The 21,141-nt window shown below is 71.6% G+C and carries 17 protein-coding genes; 12 read left to right on the top strand and 5 right to left on the bottom strand.

What is annotated here, in order from left to right; all coding sequences use genetic code 11:
- Positions 1 to 84: 84 nt before the first annotated feature.
- Together miaB and IE178_RS32305 are read left to right on the top strand one after the other, a co-directional pair.
- Positions 85 to 1,608 (top strand): tRNA (N6-isopentenyl adenosine(37)-C2)-methylthiotransferase MiaB, encoded by a 1,524-nt coding sequence (gene miaB / locus IE178_RS32310; RefSeq protein ID WP_193514716.1) that lies wholly within the window; start codon positions 85 to 87, stop codon positions 1,606 to 1,608.
- Between the two features lie 125 nt (positions 1,609 to 1,733).
- Positions 1,734 to 2,450 carry a class III extradiol dioxygenase subunit B-like domain-containing protein gene (locus tag IE178_RS32305; RefSeq protein WP_193514715.1) on the top strand — a complete coding sequence of 239 codons (717 nt, stop codon included), beginning with the start codon at positions 1,734 to 1,736 and terminating at the stop codon, positions 2,448 to 2,450.
- A gap of 147 nt (positions 2,451 to 2,597) precedes the next feature.
- On the opposite strand, the gene IE178_RS32300 is transcribed toward IE178_RS32305, so the two are convergent.
- Together IE178_RS32300 and IE178_RS32295 are read right to left on the bottom strand one after the other, a co-directional pair.
- Positions 2,598 to 2,870, bottom strand: coding sequence for an antitoxin (locus IE178_RS32300; protein ID WP_184765860.1), 273 nt, complete (start codon positions 2,868 to 2,870; stop codon positions 2,598 to 2,600).
- Between the two features lie 23 nt (positions 2,871 to 2,893).
- Positions 2,894 to 3,166, bottom strand: coding sequence for a hypothetical protein (locus IE178_RS32295; RefSeq protein WP_184765861.1), 273 nt, complete (start codon positions 3,164 to 3,166; stop codon positions 2,894 to 2,896).
- A gap of 183 nt (positions 3,167 to 3,349) precedes the next feature.
- Between IE178_RS32295 and miaA the strand changes: the two genes are divergently transcribed.
- The 6 genes from miaA to hflX all read left to right on the top strand — a co-directional run bounded on the left by miaA (position 3,350) and on the right by hflX (position 11,783).
- Positions 3,350 to 4,288 (top strand): tRNA (adenosine(37)-N6)-dimethylallyltransferase MiaA, encoded by a 939-nt coding sequence (miaA, locus tag IE178_RS32290; protein WP_193514714.1) that lies wholly within the window; start codon positions 3,350 to 3,352, stop codon positions 4,286 to 4,288.
- Positions 4,289 to 4,396: 108 nt separating this feature from the next.
- On the top strand, positions 4,397 to 4,900 hold the full coding sequence (locus IE178_RS32285; protein ID WP_184765934.1) for a hypothetical protein: 504 nt from the start codon (positions 4,397 to 4,399) through the stop codon (positions 4,898 to 4,900).
- Positions 4,901 to 4,966: 66 nt separating this feature from the next.
- The gene (gene dapF, locus IE178_RS32280) at positions 4,967 to 5,860 is read left to right on the top strand and encodes a diaminopimelate epimerase (protein ID WP_184765863.1); all 894 of its coding nucleotides are present in this window, start codon (positions 4,967 to 4,969) and stop codon (positions 5,858 to 5,860) included.
- A 300-nt stretch (positions 5,861 to 6,160) separates the two neighbouring features.
- Positions 6,161 to 8,320, top strand: coding sequence for a RelA/SpoT family protein (locus IE178_RS32275; protein WP_184765864.1), 2,160 nt, complete (start codon positions 6,161 to 6,163; stop codon positions 8,318 to 8,320).
- 143 nt (positions 8,321 to 8,463) lie between these two features.
- Positions 8,464 to 10,131 (top strand): M1 family metallopeptidase, encoded by a 1,668-nt coding sequence (locus IE178_RS32270; protein ID WP_193514713.1) that lies wholly within the window; start codon positions 8,464 to 8,466, stop codon positions 10,129 to 10,131.
- A 158-nt stretch (positions 10,132 to 10,289) separates the two neighbouring features.
- The gene (hflX, locus tag IE178_RS32265; protein WP_184765866.1) at positions 10,290 to 11,783 is read left to right on the top strand and encodes a GTPase HflX; all 1,494 of its coding nucleotides are present in this window, start codon (positions 10,290 to 10,292) and stop codon (positions 11,781 to 11,783) included.
- 65 nt (positions 11,784 to 11,848) lie between these two features.
- Here hflX and IE178_RS32260 read toward each other — a convergent pair whose 3' ends face one another.
- Positions 11,849 to 13,057, bottom strand: a complete 1,209-nt coding sequence (locus IE178_RS32260) for a trypsin-like serine peptidase (RefSeq protein WP_193514712.1) — start codon at positions 13,055 to 13,057, stop codon at positions 11,849 to 11,851.
- Positions 13,058 to 13,191: 134 nt separating this feature from the next.
- Positions 13,192 to 14,412, bottom strand: coding sequence for a trypsin-like serine peptidase (locus tag IE178_RS32255; protein WP_193514711.1), 1,221 nt, complete (start codon positions 14,410 to 14,412; stop codon positions 13,192 to 13,194).
- Between the two features lie 367 nt (positions 14,413 to 14,779).
- Between IE178_RS32255 and IE178_RS32250 the strand changes: the two genes are divergently transcribed.
- The 4 genes from IE178_RS32250 (at position 14,780) to IE178_RS32235 (ending at position 20,020) form a co-directional block, all read left to right on the top strand.
- Complete coding sequence (locus IE178_RS32250; RefSeq protein WP_193514710.1) at positions 14,780 to 15,184, top strand: hypothetical protein; 405 nt, start codon at positions 14,780 to 14,782, stop codon at positions 15,182 to 15,184.
- A 205-nt stretch (positions 15,185 to 15,389) separates the two neighbouring features.
- Positions 15,390 to 17,162, top strand: coding sequence for an IucA/IucC family protein (locus IE178_RS32245; RefSeq protein WP_318280372.1), 1,773 nt, complete (start codon positions 15,390 to 15,392; stop codon positions 17,160 to 17,162).
- Positions 17,057 to 17,797 carry a GNAT family N-acetyltransferase gene (locus IE178_RS32240; RefSeq protein WP_318280371.1) on the top strand — a complete coding sequence of 247 codons (741 nt, stop codon included), beginning with the start codon at positions 17,057 to 17,059 and terminating at the stop codon, positions 17,795 to 17,797. Before IE178_RS32245 ends, IE178_RS32240 begins: the two co-directional genes overlap by 106 nt.
- Before the next feature lie 225 nt (positions 17,798 to 18,022).
- Positions 18,023 to 20,020, top strand: coding sequence for an ATP-dependent DNA helicase (locus IE178_RS32235; RefSeq protein ID WP_184765871.1), 1,998 nt, complete (start codon positions 18,023 to 18,025; stop codon positions 20,018 to 20,020).
- 213 nt (positions 20,021 to 20,233) lie between these two features.
- Here the strand turns inward: IE178_RS32235 and lexA are convergent, their stop codons facing one another.
- Complete coding sequence (lexA, locus tag IE178_RS32230) at positions 20,234 to 21,013, bottom strand: transcriptional repressor LexA (protein WP_184765872.1); 780 nt, start codon at positions 21,011 to 21,013, stop codon at positions 20,234 to 20,236.
- Between the last annotated feature and the right edge of the window lie 128 nt (positions 21,014 to 21,141).

The raw sequence follows: 21,141 nt of genomic DNA, 5'->3' as shown, positions 1-21,141 counted from the left end.
GGGCCACCGCGTGCCACCTGGCCGTATGCGGCTGACCTCTGCCGTGGCGGAAGGCTGTCCGTGGTACCGCCTACCCTTATGGGCATGAGCAGCATCGACCGGAGCCAGTCAGTGGGCGGCACGCGCACCTATGAAGTACGCACCTACGGGTGCCAGATGAACGTCCACGACTCCGAACGATTGGCCGGGCTGCTGGAGGACGCGGGCTACGTCCGTGCCCCCGAGGGCTCCGACGGCGACGCCGACGTCGTCGTCTTCAACACCTGCGCCGTCCGCGAGAACGCCGACAACAAGCTGTACGGCAACCTCGGCCACCTGGCCCCGAAGAAGGCGAGCCGGCCCGGGATGCAGATCGCGGTCGGCGGCTGCCTGGCGCAGAAGGACCGCGACACCATCGTGAAGCGGGCCCCCTGGGTGGACGTCGTCTTCGGCACGCACAACATCGGCAAGCTGCCCGTCCTCCTGGAGCGCGCCCGCGTGCAGGAGGAGGCACAGGTCGAGATCGCCGAGTCGCTGGAGGCGTTCCCGTCCACGCTGCCGACCCGGCGCGAGAGCGCCTACGCGGCCTGGGTGTCCATCTCCGTCGGCTGCAACAACACCTGCACCTTCTGCATCGTCCCCGCGCTGCGCGGCAAGGAGAAGGACCGACGCCCCGGCGACATCCTCGCCGAGATCGAGGCCCTGGTCGCCGAGGGCGTCTCCGAGATCACCCTGCTCGGCCAGAACGTCAACGCCTACGGCTCCGACATCGGCGACCGCGAGGCGTTCAGCAAGCTGCTGCGGGCCTGCGGGAAGATCGACGGCCTGGAGCGTGTCCGCTTCACCTCCCCGCACCCGCGCGACTTCACCGACGACGTGATCGCCGCCATGGCCGAGACGCCCAATGTGATGCCGCAGCTCCACATGCCGCTCCAGTCCGGCTCGGACACGGTGCTCAAGGCGATGCGCCGCTCCTACCGGCAGGAGCGCTACCTCGGCATCATCGAGAAGGTCCGCGCCGCCATTCCGCACGCCGCGATCAGCACGGACATCATCGTGGGCTTCCCCGGCGAGACCGAGGAGGACTTCGAACAGACGCTGCACGTGGTGCGCGAGGCCCGATTCGCGCAGGCGTTCACCTTCCAGTACTCCAAGCGCCCCGGCACCCCGGCCGCCGAGATGGACGGTCAGATCCCCAAGAAGGTCGTCCAGGAGCGCTACGAGCGGCTCGTCGCCCTCCAGGAGGAGATCTCCTGGGAGGAGAACAAGAAGCAGGTCGGCCGCACCCTGGAGCTGATGGTCGCCGAGGGCGAGGGCCGCAAGGACGACGCCACCCACCGCCTGTCCGGACGGGCCCCTGACAGCCGCCTGGTGCACTTCACCAAGCCGGAGCAGGAGGTGCGCCCCGGCGACGTGGTGACCGTCGAGATCACCTACGCCGCCCCGCACCACCTCCTCGCCGAGGGGGCCGTGCTCGACGTGCGCCGCACCCGCGCGGGGGACGCCTGGGAGAAGCGGAACGCCGAGAAGGCTGCGGCGCCGCAGCCCGCGGGCGTGATGCTGGGCCTGCCGAAGATCGGCGTTCCCGAACCGCTCCCGATGGCGACGAGCGGCTGCGGCTGCGACTGACGCCGACGGGAGCGTGCCGCGGCGGCGGACAGGCCGACCGCGGGCAGGGCACGGACGGCCCGACCGGAGCAGCGGACGGGCCGACCGGCGAGGTGAGCCGCCCCACGGGGGTTACGCTGCCGATCATGCTTGTCGCCGCCGCAGTCTGCCCCTGCCCCCCGCTGCTCGTGCCCGAGGTCGCCGCGGGTGCCGCCCCCGAGCTGGACACCGCGCGTGCCGCATGCACGGACGCGCTGGGTGTGCTCGCCGCCGCCCGGCCCGACCTGCTCGTGGTCGTCGGCCCGGCAGACGGCACCGGGCTCGAGAGCTACCCGAAGGGCACCGAGGGGTCCTTCCGCGGCTTCGGTGTCGACCTGGGCGTACGGCTGGGACCGGACAAGGGCACGCCGACCGGACGGAGACTTCCCCACGGGCTCGCCGTGGGCGCGTGGCTGCTGGGCCGGACCGGATGGGCGGACGCCCCCGTCGAGGGACGGGCCGTGGGGGAACTCCTCGCGGTCGAGCGGTGTACGGAAGAGGGAGAAATCATCGCCACCCGGGCGGAGCGGGTGGCGATGCTGGTGATGGGCGACGCCAGCGCCTGCCGCACGCTCAAGGCGCCCGGCTACCTCGACGAGCGTGCGGCTCCCTTCGACGCGGAGATCGCGCGGGCGTTGGGCGCGGCCGACACCGGGGCCCTGCGTGCGCTGGACATCGGACTGGCGCGCGAGCTGAAGGTCTCCGGCCGAGCCCCCTGGCAGGTGCTCGCCGGCGCGGCCGCGGGGAACACCGCGCTGGAGGGCGCGCTGCTCTACGAGGACGCCCCGTACGGGGTCGGCTACATCGTGGCCACCTGGTCGTAGGTACCGGCCGCATCCCGGTCCCGTATCCGGCGCCGGTTCCCCGCCGCCGGATACGGCGTCCGTCGGTGGAGCGGTCGAACGGGCTGAAGCGGCGGCGGACGGCCGGGAGCCCTCAACGCGCTCCACGGCCGTCCGTCGGTGTACCGGTCAGGAGGCGGGCGGGGGCCCGGCCGGCGGCGTGGTGGTGCCGCCCGTGTCCGGACCGGGGCCGTTCTTGTGCGTGAAGCGGTCCACGGCACCCTTGGCCCTGCCCGTACCCGTCTGGATCCGGTCGCTGTACTTGCCCTTGGTCCGCTCGTCGACGGTCCGCGCGGCCCTGTCCAGGCCGTGCTGGATCTTGTCCTCGTGCTGCTGCGCGAGGCCGGAGACCTTGTCCTTGGCGGGGCCGAGTTTGGCCTTCAGATTGTCCAGGAGACCCATGACGTACCTTCCCTCGAGGCCATCTACGTGCGGGCGCCCTCACCGGCATCGTTGTCGGCCGCCTCGGACGACTGCTGCTTCGGGATCTCGACGCTCTCGGTGCCGGTGACCTCGCCGTCGGCCTCCTTCACCGCCGGGTCGACGCCTTCCGGTGCCTCGGCCGAGCCCTTCGGCTCCGCGGCCCCGGCCGCGTCCTGCGCACCGGGCTCGGCCGTCGCCCCATCGGTCCCGGCCTCGGCGGTCCGCGTCTCCTCCGTGGCCTTCGACCTCCGAAAAATTCGTGCAAAAACGCCCATATCCACTCCATATGTTACTCGTGCGGGCGAAATCCCGCGTTGCCCGGTGTGTCCATTCGTGTGGATCCGGGCAGTCACCCCGGTGATCCGGCGGCAGTGATCTCGCAACGGGCAACGACCCGGCGTCTGTCGCGTCACGTAACCCGTTCGAGGCCGGGGTGTGAGGTTTGCGAGACTGGATCAGTGAGCAGCGCACCCCAAGTCCCCCGCGTCATTGCCGTCGTCGGACCCACTGCGGCCGGAAAGTCCGATCTGGGTGTTTTCCTGGCCCAGCGGCTCGGCGGTGAAGTCGTCAACGCCGACTCCATGCAGCTCTACCGGGGGATGGACATCGGCACCGCCAAGCTGACGCCCGAGGAGCGCGGGGGTGTGCCGCACCACCTGCTCGACATCTGGGACGTCACCGTCGCCGCGTCCGTCGCCGAGTACCAGCGGCTGGCCCGGGAGCGGATCGACGCGCTGCTCGCCGCAGGGCGCTGGCCCGTCCTGGTCGGCGGGTCCGGCCTCTACGTCCGCGGCGCGGTCGACCAGCTGGAGTTCCCGGGCACCGACCCCGAGGTCAGGGCCCGCCTGGAGGAGGAGCTCACGCTGCGCGGCCCGGGGGCGCTGCACGCACGCCTCGCCGTGGCGGACCCCGAGGCCGCGCGGGCGATCCTGCCGAGCAACGGCCGCCGTATCGTCCGCGCGCTCGAAGTCATCGAGATCACCGGAAGACCCTTCACCGCCAATCTCCCGGGCCACGACTCGGTCTACGACACCCTCCAGATCGGTGTCGACGTGGCCCGCCCCGAGCTGGACGAGCGCATCGCCCGCCGGGTCGACCGGATGTGGGAGGCGGGCCTCGTGGACGAAGTGCGCGCACTGGAGGCGCAGGGGTTGCGCGAGGGGCGTACGGCCTCGCGTGCGCTGGGCTACCAGCAGGTGCTCGCCGCGCTCGCCGGAGCGTGCACCCTTCAGGAGGCGCGGTCCGAGACCGTGCGTGCCACCAAGCGCTTCGCGCGCCGTCAGGATTCATGGTTCAGGCGCGATCCCCGGGTGCACTGGTTGAGTGGGGCCGCGGCGGACCTGACGGAACTTCCGCAGCTCGCGTTGTCGTTGGTCGAACGACCGGTTACAGCCTGATCACGTCCTGGCATCGGGACGCCCAGGCCGCCATCCGGTCCTGTGGCGCCGTGCCATCATCGAGCTTCGATCGACCAAGTGGAGTCCTAGTTGGGAGGGCGCGTGGCGATGGAGGCCGGCCCTCGCGACACCGCACAAGGCACCGAACACCTCACCACCGAGCGAGGTGCGCCGGAGCAGGAAACCGACCGTCTCAGCCCCGACGGGCCCGATGAGACGCAGGGCGGCGTGACCGACGACGGCCCCGAGCCGGACGAGATGTTCGCCGGCGGGGACGAGGTCGAGGTCGAGCTGCGCCCGCAGCGCCGGCTGCGCATCTGGCAGCTCGCGCCCATCGTCGGACTGGCCGCGGTCGGCTCCCTCATGTTCGCCTTCCCGCTCGCCTTCGACTTCGGCGACAGCGGCGCCGTGATCGCCATGCTGGGGCTGCTGATCTGCTCCTGCGCGGCCGGCTGGGGCATGACGGCCGCCCGCAGGGTGGGCTACACCTGGCCCGGGCTGCCGGCCCGGGGCTCCGGACGCAGACTCGACTGGCGGGTCGTGCTCGCCTACGCCGTGATGGTCGCCGCCGTGGTGGCCCTGGCGGTCTGGCGGGTCGCCCGGCTCCGCTGACGTCTGCGCGCGGAGCCGGTCCACCGGCGGCGACACGCTGTCACCGCCACCCCGTACGATCGAGGAATGAGCACGCGGATCGCCTTCCTCAAGGGGCACGGCACGGAGAACGACTTCGTGATCGTCCCGGACCCCGAGAACGCCATCGACCTCCCCCCGGCCGCCGTCGCCGCCCTGTGCGACCGCCGCGCCGGCATCGGCGGCGACGGACTGCTGCACGTCGTGCGGTCCGCGGCACACCCCGAGGCGCTCCCCATGGCGGCCGAGGCCGAGTGGTTCATGGACTACCGCAACGGCGACGGCTCGATCGCGGAGATGTGCGGCAACGGAGTGCGTGTGTTCGCGCGCTACCTCCAGCACGCCGGGCATGTGTCCGCGGGGGACATCGCGGTCGCCACGCGTGGGGGCGTGAAGACCGTGCACATCGCCAAGACCGTGTCCGACAGCGGCTCCGCCGCGGGTGACATCACCGTCGGCATGGGCAAGGCGCTGCTCCCCGAGGGCGACGTCACCGTGAGCGTCGGCGAGCGCGGCTGGCCCGCACGGAACGTGAACATGGGCAACCCGCACGCCGTGGCCTTCGTGGACGACCTCGCCCACGCCGGCGACCTGCGCACCCCGCCCCCGTTCAGCCCGGCCGCCGCCTACCCGGACGGGGTGAACGTGGAGTTCGTCGTCGACCGCGGCCCGCGGCACGTGGCGCTGCGGGTGCACGAGCGCGGGGCCGGCGAGACCCGCTCCTGCGGCACGGGCGCCTGCGCGGTCGCCGTGGCCACCGCCCGCCGGGACGGCGCCGACCCGGGCGTCACCGGCACCCCGGCGACGTACACGGTGGATGTGCCCGGCGGCACCCTGGTGATCACCGAACGGCCCGACGGCGAGATCGAGATGACCGGCCCCGCGGTGATCGTCGCCGAGGGCGTGATCGAGTCCGAGTGGCTGGAGAACGCTCTTCGCTGACCGGATCGACGCCCCGCCAACCCAGCTTCCGGCCTGTCCCGTGGCGACTTCCGCAGGCTCCGGGACGCTGTTCGGCTTCGAGATCATGGCGGACCGCCTACTCGTTGGCGTGAAAGCGACTCTCGATGGACCGTCGCTCGAAGGGGTGATCCGTTTCACGCTCGGCCGGAGGCGGTGAGCCCGACGGTGTCGGGGTCGGTAGCATCAAGCACCGGCCCGGACCGGGGACGAACGCCGTCTCCTGAGCCCGAGTCCGCCCTGGGGCACGCCGTCCGCCGGTCCACGCAGCCGGAGGTGCCCATGAACGCGGAGGCCGCGAATCCTGCGACCCCAGGCTCTGTGACATCTGGTCACGTCACACCCGCGGTGACGCGCAGGAAGGCTCGCCCCCGGCTCGACCTGCGCCGTCTGGGCCGTGCCGCGCTGCTCGGCCCCGCCACCCGCGACCGGCTCCCCGACGCCATCGGACATGTGGTCGACGCCCATCGCGCCCATCACCCCGACGCCGATCTCGAAACGCTGCGCCGGGCCTACGTCCTGGCCGAGTCCTCGCACCGGGGCCAGATGCGCAAGAGCGGTGAGCCGTACATCACGCATCCGCTCGCCGTGACCCTGATCCTCGCCGAACTCGGCGCCGAGACCACCACCTTGACCGCCTCCCTGCTCCACGACACCGTCGAGGACACGGATGTGACGCTCGATCAGGTGGGCGAGCAGTTCGGGGAGGAGGTCCGCTATCTCGTCGACGGCGTCACCAAGTTGGAGAAAGTGGACTACGGCGCCGCCGCCGAGCCCGAGACCTTCCGCAAGATGCTCGTCGCCACCGGCAACGACGTCCGGGTGATGTCGATCAAGCTCGCCGACCGGCTGCACAACATGCGCACCCTCGGCGTGATGCGCCCCGAGAAGCAGGAACGCATCGCCAAGGTGACCCGGGACGTCCTGATCCCCCTCGCCGAGCGCCTGGGCGTCCAGGCGCTCAAGACGGAACTGGAAGACCTGGTCTTCGCGATCCTGCACCCGGAGGAGTACGAGCACACGCGGGAGTTGATCGTCCGCAACGCGGCCCGCGCGGACGACCCGCTCGCCGACGTCGCCGACGACGTACGCAAGGTGCTCCGCGAGTCCGACATCGCCGCCGAAGTCCTCATCCGCCCACGCCACTTCGTCTCCGTGCACCGGGTGTCCCGCAAACGGGGGCGGCTGCGCGGCGCCGACTTCGGCCGCCTGCTGGTGCTGGTGAACGAGGACGCCGACTGTTACGCGGTCCTGGGCGAGCTGCACACCTGCATGACTCCCGTCGTCTCGGAGTTCAAGGACTTCATCGCCGTACCGAAGTTCAACCTGTACCAGTCGCTGCACACCGCCGTGGCCCGGGAGGACGGCCAGGTCGTCGAAGTCCTCATCCGCACGCACCAGATGCACAAGGTCGCCGAAGCCGGAGTCGTCGCCCTCGGCAATCCCTACGCCGCCCCGCCCGAGGAGCAGTCCGCGGGCGACGGCGAGCGTGTCGACCCCACCCGGCCCGGCTGGCTCTCGCGGCTCCTGGACTGGCAGCGGGGTGCGCCCGACCCCGACACCTTCTGGTCCACCCTGCGCGAGGACCTCGCTCAGGACCGCGAGATCACCGTCTTCCGCCCCGACGGGGGCACGCTGGGCCTGCCCGAGGGGGCGACCTGCGTGGACGCCGCCTACGCGCAGTACGGGGAGGACGCGCACGCGTGCATCGGGGCCAGGGTCAACGGCCGTCTGGCGACGCTGAGCACCGTCCTGAAGGACGGCGATACCATCCAGCTCCTCATGGGGCAGGACCCCGCCTCCGAGCCCTCCAGGGAGTGGCTGGAGCACGCCCACACCCCCGCGGCCCGGATCGCCATCCAGCGCTGGCTGACCGCGCACCCCGCGCAGGACGACGTGCCAGGGCCCGAAGCGGTGGCAGTCTCCCGGCCCCTGCGCGACGACCCCGCGGTTCCGCAGGCGCCGGAGGCGGCACCCGGTCGTCCCGTCGCCGCCCAGGTGCTGGTCGACCGGGCCGGCGCGACCGTACGGCTCGCCGGCTGCTGTACGCCCGTACCGCCAGACGAGGTGACCGGATTCGCCGTGCGCGGGGGAGCGGTCACCGTGCACCGGGTCGGGTGCGCCGCGGTGGCGCGCATGAAGAGCGCCGGGCGCGCGGAGGTCGGGGTGCGCTGGGGGGAGGGCTCCGAGTGCCGGGTCACGCTGGTCGCGGAATCGTTCGTGCGTCCGCATCTGCTCGCGGATCTCACGGAGGCCATGGCCACCGAAGGCGCCGAGATCGTCTCCGCGACCGTCGAACCGCCGGAGCGGCAGCAGGTGCGGCACACCTACACCGTGCAGCTGCCGGACGCCGCCCACCTGCCCGCCCTCATGCGCGCCATGCGCAACGTGGCCGGTGTGTACGACGTGAGCCGGGCCCAGCCGCAGACGCCGGGCGCCTGACCCGGGCCGCGTCCGGCCTTCCCGCGCCCTCGGCCGCCGGGCGTCGGCACTCGGCGCACCGGCCCAGTGGTGTGATGACCCGATCGGGTGGGGCGGGAGCGCGCCGTCGCCGCAGCGCACGCGCGCGCTGATAGCCGTGGGGGATGCCGCGCCACCCCCACAGCCACGCGCCCCACAGCCACGCGCCCCAGGGCCAGGCCCTCCAAGACCAGGCGCTCCACCGTCAGGCCTCCCGAAGTCAGGCCGGCCGTAGTCGTGCCTCCCGTGCCGGGGCCGGTGAAGCACGCCGCCGGCGGGCGGCCACGGCGCTGCTCGCCTCCGCCGTCTGCGGCTGTCTCCTCGCCGCGAGTCCTCCCGCCGTCCCGCTGGGCATCGGCGACCGCCTCTTCCCCCACTTGGGCAACCCCGGATACGACGTGCTGGCGTACGACCTCGCCCTCGGCCACTCCGGTCGCAACGACCAGCCGCTCCAGGCCGTCACCACCATCGACGCCCGGATCACCGCCGACCTGGAGCGGATCAACCTCGACTTCGCCCACGGCACCGTCCGCTCGGTCGAGGTCGACGGCGATCCGGCCACCTTCACCAGCGCCGGCGAGGACCTCGTGATCACCCCCGAGGACGACCTGGACGAGGGCGAGAGGACGCGCATCACCGTGCGGCACACCAGTGACCCCGTGGCCGGGGACCGTGAGGGCGGCTGGGTGCGCACCGCGGACGGCCTCGCCATGGCCAACCAGGCCGACGCCGCCCACCTGGTGTTCCCGTGCAACGACCACCCCTCCGACAAGGCGATGTTCACCTTCCGGATCACCGCGCCCGACGGCCATACGGCCGTCGCCAACGGTCTGCCGGCCGGCGCCGACCGCACGCGCGGGACCACCACATGGACGTACCGGACCCAGCACCCCATGGCCACCGAACTCGCCCAGGTGTCCATCGGCCGTTCCACGATCTGGCACCGCACCGGCCCGCACGGCCTGCCGCTGCGGGACGTCGTCCCCACCCGACACCGCGCGAAGCTCGCACCATGGCTGGCGAAGACACCCGGCCAGATCTCCTGGATGGAGGACAAGGCCGGGCGCTACCCGTTCGCGACCTATGGGCTGCTCATGGCCGACGCGTCCATCGGCTTCGCGCTCGAGACCCAGACGCTCTCCCTCTTCGAGCGGGAACTGTTCACCGATCCCGCCCTCCCCCCGTGGTACGTCGAATCGATCATGGTGCACGAGCTGGCCCACCAGTGGTTCGGCAACAGCGTCGGCCCCCGCACCTGGTCCGACCTGTGGCTCAACGAAGGACACGCCACCTGGTACGAGGCGCTGTACGCGGAGGAGAGGGGCGGCAGAACCCTCGAGGCCCGCATGCGGGCCGCCTACGAGGCCTCCGACGGCTGGCGCGCGGCCGGAGGACCGCCCGCCGCCCCCAGGGCCCCGGAGCCCGGCCGGCAGATCGGCATCTTCCGGCCGAACGTCTACGCCGGCGCCGCGCTCGTGCTGTATGCCCTGCGCGAGGAGATCGGCCGCACCGCCTTCGAACGCCTGGAGCGCGACTGGGTCACCCGCCACCGCGACGGGACGGCCACGACCTCCGACTTCGTCCGGTTGGCCTCCCACATCGCCGGACGCGACCTGGCCGGCTTCCTGAACCCCTGGCTCTACGGGGCCAGGACCCCGTCCATGCCCGGCCATCCGGAATGGACGTCCACGGCTCGGACCGCGACGGCCGATCCCCGCCCGGGCACGCGCGGGCACCGGGCCGAATCCCTGCTGGGCGCGAGCGCGCATCGACCGGGCGGAAGCCGGGAATAACACGATGACCGGACGGGCCGTGCCGTGCGACCATCGTCGGGTCCGCGCAGCACGGGACACGGGAATCTCCCGGGGCACCCGGACGTTGTGCACAGTGACGGACGGGTCCCGGACCCGGTCCGTCGCCGCAGACGGTTTCCCAACGACGTAAGGACCCAATGACCTCCTCTTCTTCCCCTTCCCAGGACACCAAGCGCTTCGCGCACACCCATCCCGAGGGTCTTCGGGCCGATGCCCTGATGGAAGAGGACGTCGCCTGGAGCCTCGAGATCGACTCGGAGCGGGACGGCGACCAGTTCGACCGCTCCGAAAGGGCGGCCCTGCGGCGTGTCGCGGGCCTCTCCACCGAGCTCGAGGACGTCACCGAGGTCGAGTACCGGCAGCTGCGCCTGGAGCGGGTGGTGCTCGTCGGCGTGTGGACCTCGGGAACCGTGCAGGACGCGGAGAACTCCCTGGCGGAGCTCGCCGCCCTCGCGGAGACGGCGGGCGCCCTCGTGCTCGACGGCGTGATCCAGCGCCGCGACAAGCCCGACGCGGCGACCTACATCGGCTCCGGCAAGGCCGAGGAGCTGCGCGACGTCGTGCTCGACACGGGCGCGGACACCGTCATCTGCGACGGTGAGCTCAGCCCGGGCCAGCTCATCCACCTCGAGGACGTCGTCAAGGTCAAGGTCATCGACCGTACGGCGCTGATCCTCGACATCTTCGCCCAGCACGCCAAGTCCCGAGAGGGCAAGGCGCAGGTCGCGCTCGCGCAGATGCAGTACATGCTGCCGCGGCTGCGCGGCTGGGGTCAGTCGCTGTCCCGGCAGATGGGCGGCGGCAAGGGAGGCGGCCTCGCCACCCGTGGTCCCGGTGAGACGAAGATCGAGACCGACCGGCGCCGGATCCGCGAGAAGATGGCGAAGATGCGCCGCGAGATCGCGGAGATGAAGACCGGCCGCGAGATCAAGCGCCAGGAGCGCAAGCGCAACAAGGTGCCGTCCGTGGCCATCGCGGGCTACACCAACGCGGGCAAGTCCTCGCTGCTCAACCGCCTCACGGGCGCGGGCGTACTGGTCGAGAACGCCCTGTTCGCGACCCTCGACCCGACCGTGCGCCGGGCCGAGACCCCCAGCGGACGGCTGTACACGCTGGCCGACACCGTCGGCTTCGTCCGGCACCTGCCGCACCACCTGGTCGAGGCGTTCCGCTCCACCATGGAGGAGGTCGGCGACTCCGACCTGATCCTCCACGTGGTGGACGGTTCGCACCCGGTCCCGGAGGAGCAGCTGGCCGCCGTGCGCGAGGTGATCAGGGACGTCGGCGCCACCGGCGTACCCGAGATCGTCGTGATCAACAAGGCCGACGCGGCCGACCCGCTGACGCTCCAGCGGCTGCTGCGGGTGGAGAAGCGCTCCATCGCGATCTCGGCCCGCACCGGCCAGGGCATCGCGGAGCTGCTCGCGCTCATCGACAACGAGCTGCCCCGCCCGTCCGTCGAGATCGAGGCACTCGTGCCGTACACCCACGGCAAGCTGGTCGCCCGTGCCCATGACGAGGGTGACGTGATCTCCGAGGAGCACACCCCGGAGGGCACCCTGCTCAAGGTACGGGTGCACGAGGAGCTCGCGGCGGAACTCACGCCGTACGTTCCGACCCCGGCCGGCTGACCCCCAGGGCAACACGAAGGCCCGCCCCCTGCTCACGGCAGGGGGCGGGCCTTCATCCGTGCGGATCACTGACCGCCGTAGGTCTTGCTCATGTTCTGGTACAGCGCCTCGGCGTCCTCGCCCAGCTGCGGGCCCGCGAGCCAGGTGTTGTCGGTCGGGCCGATCGAGGTGTTGGAGACCAGCACCGTCTCGCCGTCCTGCACCCGGAACCAGCCGCCGCCGGACGAGCCGCCGGTCATGGTGCAGCCGATGCGGTACATCGTCGGCAGGCCGGGGCTGAGCGAGAACCGGCCCGGAGCGTCAAGGCACTTGAACATCTGCAGGCCGTTGTAGGGCGGCGCGGCCGGGTAGCCCCAGGCGCCCATCTGACCCGCCTCGGCCGCCGACGGGGCCGAGAAGTCCACGTCGAGCGCGGCACCGACCGTCTCCTCCAGGGACTTGCTGCCCTGCTCCGGCTTCACGTGCAGCACGGCGTAGTCGTACGGAGCTCCGTCGCCGCCCGATTCCGAGCCGCCCTGGATCCAGCCGTTCGAGGTCGAGGCCCAGTCCGCCCACCAGTTGCCGTAGGGGGCGACCTCGGACGGGTTCGCGTTGCCCAGCTCCGTCCCGGACTTGCCGAGGTCGTTGTAGGCGGGGACGAAGACGAGGTTGCGGTACCAGCCGCCGTTGCCACCGGCGTGCACGCAGTGCCCGGCCGTCCAGACCAGGTTGGACCTGCCCGGGTGGTTCACGTCCTTGATCACGGTGCCGGAGCAGACGCTCGGGCCCTCGGGGGAGTCGAAGAAGACCTTGCCGACCGGGGCCGCGTTGTCGTGGTACGGCGTCTTCTCGGCCTGGGCCTCGACCGGAGCCGGCTCCGGGTCACTGACGCCCTCGGAGGCCGAGGCGTCCTTGGTCGACACGGTCTTGTCGGCCTCCTCGGCGGAACGCATACGCTCCGGCTTCCACAGGCCTTCGATCACCGGGTTGACGAAGTCCTTGGCCTCCCTGAGCCACGTGTCCTTGTCCCAGTCCTCCCAGCCGCCGTTCTTCCACTTGTCCACGTCGATCCCGTGCTCCTTGAGCTTGTCCGCTATGTCGGACGGGATCTGGACCGTGCCGCCGTCGCTGCCGGCGGTTCCCGAGGTGGTGGCGTCGGGCTTGTCGCTCGCCTGGTCCTTCTCGCTACCGCCGCACGCGGTCGCGGTGAGCGCCAGGGCGGCGACGAGCCCGGTGGCGGTGAGGACGGTGCGACGTCCACGCCTGAGCGGAGCGGACGTACGAGTGGAACGCATGGTGCGATGACCCCCGTTGTGGCGAAATGAATGTCCTGCCGCGCATGAATGCCCGTGCGGGCGCGATGGCGTCTGGGGCCACCGCCCCGCCCGGTCCCCGGGTGCGCGGCGTACCCGGGGACCGGGTACGCCGGTCACTGTCCGGTGAACTTCTCGCTGACCGCGTCGTACACGCCCTTGGCCTCGTCACCCAGCCGCGGGCCGGCCAGCCAGCCCGACGTCACCGGGCCGATGGAGGTGTTGGACACCAGCGCCGGCTTCCCGTCCGAACCGGTCGCGACCCAGCCGCCCCCGGACGAACCGGCGGTCATGCTGCACCCGATGCGGTACATCGTCGGGTCGGAGGCGTTGAGCGACAGCCGGCCCGGCCGGTCCTGGCAGCGGTACAGCGTCTGACCGTCGTACGGAGGAGCGGCGGGGTAACCGATCGCCGTCATCTCCTTCACCTCCGGCACCGCCGGGGCGTCGAAGTCCACCGGCAGCGCCGAACCGACCGTCTCCTCCAGCGACTTGCCGTCACTGCCCTTCTCCGGCGTCACATGAATGACGGCGAAGTCGTACGAGGCGCCGTCACCGCCCGTGGAGCCGCCCTGCTCGATCCACTGGTCCGAGGTCTGTGCCCAGTCACCCCACCAGACGCCGTACGGAGCGACCTCCTCCTTGGTGGCGCTCTCGAGTTCCTTCGCCGACTTGCCCGAGTCGTTGTACGAGGGCACGAACGCGATGTTGCGGTACCAGCCACCCTTCGCTCCCGCGTGCACACAGTGGCCCGCCGTCCACACCATGTTGGACTTGCCCGGGTTGGCCGGGTCCCGCACCACCGTCGCCGAGCACACCATCGTGCCCTCGGGGGAGTCGAAGAACACCTTGCCCGCCGTGGGCGCGTTGGCGTGGAACGACGGCGAGATGGCCGCCGCCTGCACCGGTTCCGGCGTGGGGTCGGTCACGCCCTGGTCGCCGGAGATGTCACTCTCGTCGACTCCCTGGTCCGGCTGCTCCGCGTCCCGCATGCGGTCCGGGTCCCAGAGGTCCTCGATGATCGGGTTGACGTAGTCCTGAGCCTCGCGCAGCCAGTCGTCCTTGTCCCAGTTCTTCCAGGCGCCGTTCTTCCACTTGTCGATGTCGATCCCGTGCTCCTTGAGCCGGTCTCTGATGTCGTCCGGGATCTTGAGCTTGCCGTCGTCGGCACCGGCGGTCGCGGAGGTGTCGGCGCTCGCGTCGGTGTTCCCCGACTCGCAGGCGGTGGCGGTGAGGGCGAGCGCCGAGGCGACTGCGACGGCGGCCAGAACGGGGGAGGTTCTGCGGCGCGCCGTCCCCCCTCGGCGAGTGGTGGACGACGGCCGTATGGATCGCATGATCTGACTCCCCCTGAGATGAACGAACTGGGCGCTTCGGCCGTCGTCGCACCCGGTATCCGCGTGGGGCGCGCAGGTGCTCCCACGGCCTTCGGGAACGGCACCACACACTATGCGGTCGCTGTGGGGGACGTCCGACGGAACGGCAACGGTTCGGCTACAAGCCACCTGACCTGGACACTCGTCCGGAGATCTGCCGTTTTGAGTCCGCGGGGCCCCGGAGTCGCGGGCCCAAGTGGCCGGGGAAAACGAGGCAACCCGTAACCCGGTGAGTGGTCCGGGGTTGGTAGCGGTGGGGGCTGGGCTGCCTGCGTGCGGAGCCCTCAGGCCCCTGGTGCGGCGGGAGTTCGGTGGAGGGTGGAGGACGGTGGCGGGATCCACGGACGAGGGACGCGGGACCGGGCGGACGACGGACGGCTCCGGCGGCGGGCACGGAGCCGGACGCGCCGCCCACTGGAACGAGTCCGTGATGGACGGCCTCGCGTCGGGCGAGCCGCTTCCCGCCGGGGTGATCGTCGAGCCGGTGCGGGCAGACGGCCGGGTGCTTCAGGCGCCGGACGACTGGTTGCGGCGCACGCGGCGTCGCACAGCCGACCGGTCCGTCCCGCTGACCGCCGGCGAGACCCTGACGTGCGTCGGCCGGACCGGCACCTCCCCGACGGCCCTTCCGCGCGGGCGGGCTGAAGAGCGGCCAGGCACAGCCGCGGCCCTCCGTCCCCTCCCCAACGGGCCGGTCCGGCGGACGGCCCGGCCCGGCGCGGGCCGGGCATGACCGACGCCCCCCGGACCCCCCCACCGCACGCCCCCGACCCACTCGACGAGGACCCGCCTTGCACACGACCCCCACTCCGGCCGACCGCACGAGCTCCGTGGTTCCGTACCAGGAGAGGGAGCGGCCCCACATCGAGCGGTTCCGGGGCACGGGCACGTGCCCCCCGGAGCATCCGGACCCCCACAGGGTGGCCCAGGCGGCGGCCATGGAGAACCTGCTGCGCTGCTGGGTCCGTGAGACCGGTCTTCCCGCTCCGGACGGTGACATCCTGCGCATCCTCCTGCCGTCCAGTGGCACGGCCTTGCTCGTCCCCGTCCTGTACTGGTCCCCGACGGGCTGGCACCGCTTCGGCCTCCCGTACCTGGCCGACGCACCGGCTCCCGCCCCACCGGTCGACGCCGTCCTGCTCGCAGCCCTCCTGAGCAGGGAGAACGCCGGCATTCCACAACCAGCTCGCCCCGGCACCCGGCCCGAGCGGACCCCCGGCCCGTCTCCTGCCACCGACACATCTCCCTGCGCTCCCGCTTCCTCGGATCCGGCCTTCGGCGACGGCACCGAGCTCGCCGCGCGCGTCGCCGACTCCGTCCGGCGTGTCGTCTCCTTCGTCACCGGCCGACGGTCGGACCCGGCCGACCACCCCGACCTCTTTCTCGCCGCGGAACAGGCACTCGTCCTCGGGCATCCGCTGCACCCGGATCCGAAGAGCCGCGTAGGCCTCTCCGACGCCGAGGCACAGCAGTACTCACCCGAGCTGCGCGGCTCCTTCCCCCTGCACTGGATGGCTGTCGCCCCCGCTGCGCTCGCCACCGACTCCGCCTGGACCGAGCGAGGCCGCCCCGTCACCGCCGCCCACCTCACCGCACGGCTCGCCGGAACCGGACTGCCCCTGCCCGCCGGATACGCGGCTCTTCCCGTACACCCCTGGCAACTGCGCCAGGTCTGCCACCGTCCCGAGACCGCCGTCCTGCTCGATGCCGGACTGCTCCGCGACCTCGGCAGCCACGGAGCCCCCTGGCACCCCACCTCCTCCGTACGCACCGTCCACCGGACCGGTGCGCCCGCCATGCTCAAGTTGTCGTTGGGCCTGCGCATCACCAACTCCCGGCGGGAAAACCTCCGCAAGGAACTCCACCGAGGCGTCGAGGTGCACCGGCTGCTGCGCACCGGACTGTCCCGGCAGTGGCGGGCCGCGCACCCCGGCTTCGACATCGTCCGGGACCCGGCCTGGCTCGCCGTGAACGGGCCGGCCGGCGACCCGGTGCGCGGGCTCGACCTGGTGATCCGGCACAACCCGTTCCGGCCGCACGACGACGTCGCCTGCCTCGCCGGACTCGTCTCCCCCCGCCCTCACGCACGGATGAGGTCCCGGCTGGCCGAACTCATCACCCGCCTCGCCGCCCGAACGGGGCGCACCCCTGGGACCGTCGCCGCCGAGTGGTTCCTGCGGTACCTCGAACACGTGGTGCGGCCCGTGCTGTGGCTGGACGGAGAGGCCGGCATCGCCCTGGAGGCGCATCAGCAGAACACCCTGGTCCTGCTGGACACCGAGGGCTGGCCCACGGGCGGCCGCTACCGGGACAACCAGGGCTACTACTTCCGCGAGTCGCGACGCGCGGACCTCGCTGCCCGGCTGCCCGGCATCGGCGAGCACAGCGACACCTTCGTCCCCGACGAGGTCACCGACGAACGCTTCGCCTACTACGTGGGCATCAACAACGTCTTCGGTCTCGTCGGCGCCTTCGGTTCCCAGCGCCTCGCCGACGAACGGCTGCTGCTCGCCGCCTTCCGCCGGTTCCTCGCCGGGGTGTCCTCCGGACCGGCCCGGACGCGCAGCACGCTGCCCGCCCGTCTGCTCGACTCACCCGTCCTGCGCTGCAAGGCCAACCTGCTGACCCGGCTGCACGGCCTCGACGAACTCGTCGGCCCGGTCGACACCCAGTCCGTCTATGTCTCCCTCACGAACCCCCTCCACCCATGATGCGCGACCGCTCGCCCGACGGGGCCGGCACACATCGCGGGGACAACAGCATCCAGGCCCCCGACGACCCGCTCGACCACATCGGGGACTGGGGCCCGACGGGCACCGCCGCAGGCCTGTTCCAGCTCGTCCCCGTCCGGGTCGAACGAGATCTGCCGCTCCTCTCGCCGTGGATGAACGACCCCGCCGTCGCCGCGTTCTGGGAGCTGTCCGGACCGCCGGCCGTGACGGAGCGCCACCTGCGGGCGCAACTCGACGGCGATGGACGCAGCGTTCCGTGCATCGGCGTGCTGGACGGTACGCCGATGAGCTACTGGGAGATCTACCGGGCGGATCTCGACCGCTTGGCCCGGCACTACCCGGCCCGATCTCACGACTGCGGACTCCACCTCCTCCTCGGGGCCGTCGGCGATCGAGGACGCGGCCTCGGCAGCATCCTGCTCCGAGCCGTCGCCGACCTCGTCCTCGACAAGAGGCCGGCCTCGGCACGTGTCGTCGCGGAACCCGACCTGCGCAACGTTCCCTCCGTCGCCGCCTTCCTCAACGCCGGGTTTCGCTTCTCGGCCGAGGTCGATCTGCCCACCAAGCGGGCCGCCCTCATGATCCGGGACCGCTCCCTGCGTCGGCTGATGTAGCGCTCCGTCACTGTGCTCTCACATCAGGCAGACCGCTCGCGCCGCCGCGGTTACCGCGCATGACAGAGACGTCCCGGCCGCACGCCTCGGCACGACCTGTCCGTCCACGCCCGGGCCACTTCTCCGGTGCGCCCGTCCCGACCCAGGAGCCCTCGTCTTGATCGCACCCCCCGCTTCCGCCGTGAGCGCACGAATGTCAGTGCCGGGTCGTAGGGTGGTCGCGCTATGACGAAGCCCTCACTCCCCGAACTCCTGCACGCCGCTGTCGCCGCCGTCGGCGGCACGGAGCGTCCCGGCCAGGTGACCATGGCCGAAGCCGTCGCCGAGGCGATCGACGACGGCGCCCATCTGCTGGTCCAGGCCGGCACCGGCACCGGAAAGTCGCTGGGCTATCTGGTGCCCGCCCTTGCCCACGGGGAGCGAGTCGTCGTGGCCACGGCCACCCTGGCCCTGCAGCGCCAGCTCGTGGAACGCGACCTTCCGCGCACGGTGGAGGCCTTGCATCCGCTGCTGCGTCGCCGCCCGGACTTCGCGATGCTCAAGGGCCGGTCCAACTATCTGTGTCTGCACCGTCTCCACGAGGGCGTACCGCAGGACGAGGAGGAGGGGCTCTTCGACCAGTTCGAAGCGGCCGCCCCCACCAGCAAGCTGGGACAGGACCTGCTGCGCCTGCGCGACTGGTCGGACGAGACGGAGAACGGCGACCGGGACGACCTCACACCGGGCGTGTCCGACCGGGCCTGGTCCCAGGTGTCGGTGTCGTCACGGGAGTGCCTGGGCGCCACGAAGTGTGCCTATGGCGCCGAGTGCTTCGCCGAGATGGCCCGCGAGCGCGCCAAGCTGGCCGAGGTGGTCGTCACCAATCACGCCCTGCTCGCCATCGATGCCATCGAGGGCGCGCCGGTGCTCCCGCAGCACGAGGTGCTGATCGTCGACGAGGCCCATGAGCTGGTCTCCCGGGTCACCGGAGTCGCCACCGGGGAGCTCACCCCCGGGCAGGTCAACCGCGCGGTGCGCCGCGCCGCGAAGCTGGTGAACGAGAAGGCCGCGGACCAGCTCCAGACCGCCGCCGAAGGGTTCGAGCGGCTCATGGAGCTGGCCCTCCCCGGTCGGCTGGAGGAGATCCCGGAGGACCTCGGATACGCGCTCATGGCGCTGCGCGACGCCAGCCGGACCGTCATCTCCGCGATCGGGACGACCCGCGACAAATCCGTCCAGGACGAGGACGCGGTCCGCAAACAGGCGCTGGCCGCCGTGGAGAGCGTGCACGACGTGGCGGAGCGGATCACGAACGGGTCCGAATGGGACGTCGTCTGGTACGAGCGCCATGATCGTTTCGGCGCCTCCCTGCGGGTCGCCCCCATGTCCGTCTCGGGCCTGCTGCGCGAGAAGCTCTTCACGGACCGTTCCGTCGTCCTGACGTCCGCGACGCTGAAGCTGGGCGGCGACTTCAACGGAGTAGGAGCGTCTCTGGGGCTCGGCGCCGAGGGGGCGGAGGGTGACGACCTCCCTCAGTGGAAGGGCGTGGACGTCGGCTCGCCGTTCGATTACCCCAGGCAAGGCATTCTGTACGTCGCGAAACACCTGGCGCGGCCGGCCCGTGACGGTGATCGCGCGGACATGCTGGACGAGCTCACCGAGCTGATCCAGGCGGCGGGCGGCCGCACTCTGGGGCTGTTCTCCTCGATGCGGGCCGCGCAGCTCGCCGCCGAGGAGCTGCGCTCCCGGATTCCCGAGTTCCCGATCCTTCTCCAGGGCGAGGAGACGCTCGGCGAGCTGATCAAGAACTTCGCGGCCGACCCCCGGACCTGTCTGTTCGGCACGCTGTCGCTCTGGCAGGGGGTCGACGTCCCGGGCCCGAGCTGCCAGCTGGTGGTCATGGACAAGATCCCCTTCCCGCGTCCGGACGACCCCCTGATGAGCGCCCGCCAGAAGGCCGTGGAGGAAGCGGGCGGCAACGGCTTCATGGCGGTCGCCGCGACCCACGCGGCGCTGCTCATGGCCCAGGGCGCCGGGCGACTCGTGCGTGCTTCGGGTGACCGGGGCGTGGTGGCCGTACTGGACCAGCGGCTGGCGACCGCTCGCTACGGGAGCTATCTGAAGGCTTCGCTGCCCGACTTCTGGTACACCACGGACCGCAACCAGGTCAGGAAGTCGCTGGCCGCGATCGACGCGGCGGCGAAGCGGACGGAGGCCGAGGCGGAGGCCCCGGCCAAGGCGTAGACGGCAGCGGAGCTCCCGGCCGGCGTGTCGTGACGCGACGACACGCCACCGTCCCGAGACAACGGAGGACGTCGAGCGACGAGGGCCCGTCAAGCAACGCATGCCCTGACCAGGGAGGCCCGCCCGGACAGCACAGGACCCCGGAACCGGCGCAGGGGTTCCGGGGCCCGGTCAAGGGGCGGGGCGGCGGTCGAGGCCGGCCCCGCGCCGTGCTCAGACGCGGCGCAGAACGGCCACCACCTTGCCCAGAATGGTCGCGTCGTCGCCGGGGATCGGCTCATAGGCCGCGTTGTGCGGGAGCAGCCACACGTGGCCGTCCTCGCGCTTGAAACGCTTGACGGTCGCCTCGCCGTCGAGCATCGCCGCCACGATGTCACCGTTCTCGGCGACCGGCTGGCGGCGGACCGTGACCCAGTCGCCGTCACAGATCGCGGCCTCGATCATGGAGTCACCCACCACCTTCAGCACGAACAGTTCGCCGTCGCCGACGAGCTGCCGGGGCAGGGGGAAGACGTCCTCGACGGACTCCTCGGCGAGGATCGGGCCGCCGGCGGCGATACGGCCGACCAGCGGCACATAGGACGCGGCCGGCTTGCCGGCGGTGTCCGTCGGCTGCACGGAGGATGCCTGGTCGGAGCCGCGCACCTCGTACGCCCTCGGGCGGTGCGGGTCGCGGCGCAGGAAGCCCTTGCGCTCCAGTGCCATCAGCTGGTGTGCCACGGAGGAGGTGCTGGAGAGGCCGACCGCCTGGCCGATCTCGCGCATCGACGGCGGGTAGCCCCGTCGCTGCACCGAATCCCTGATGACCTCGATCACCCGGCGCTGGCGGTCGGTGAGCCCGGAGCTGTCCGCCCGGATGCCGGGAGGTCGGCCCGGCAGGGAGCGCTTGGGCCCCTCGGGATTCGTGGCTTCATTCATCGCATGCACCGGCTCGAGTCGGCCCTGGGAGCGGTCCTGGGCAGTGATGGCGGCACTGTCTGCGGTGGTGGTCACGTCGGCCCCTCTCGATGGTCTCCCTGCAGCACAACGGTAGTTGCTTTCGAAAGGTTGCGCCAAACACACGTTCGAGTGAAAATTCGCGAATTGCCTTACGCAATCTCTTGTCGAGGTGTATTGGCCGC

The sequence above is a fragment of the Streptomyces griseoloalbus genome, from assembly GCA_014650015.1.
Taxonomy (GTDB): domain Bacteria; phylum Actinomycetota; class Actinomycetes; order Streptomycetales; family Streptomycetaceae; genus Streptomyces; species Streptomyces griseoloalbus.
The sequence above is the reverse complement of the archived record's forward strand: the minus strand, read 5'-3'. Positions and strand labels throughout refer to the sequence as shown.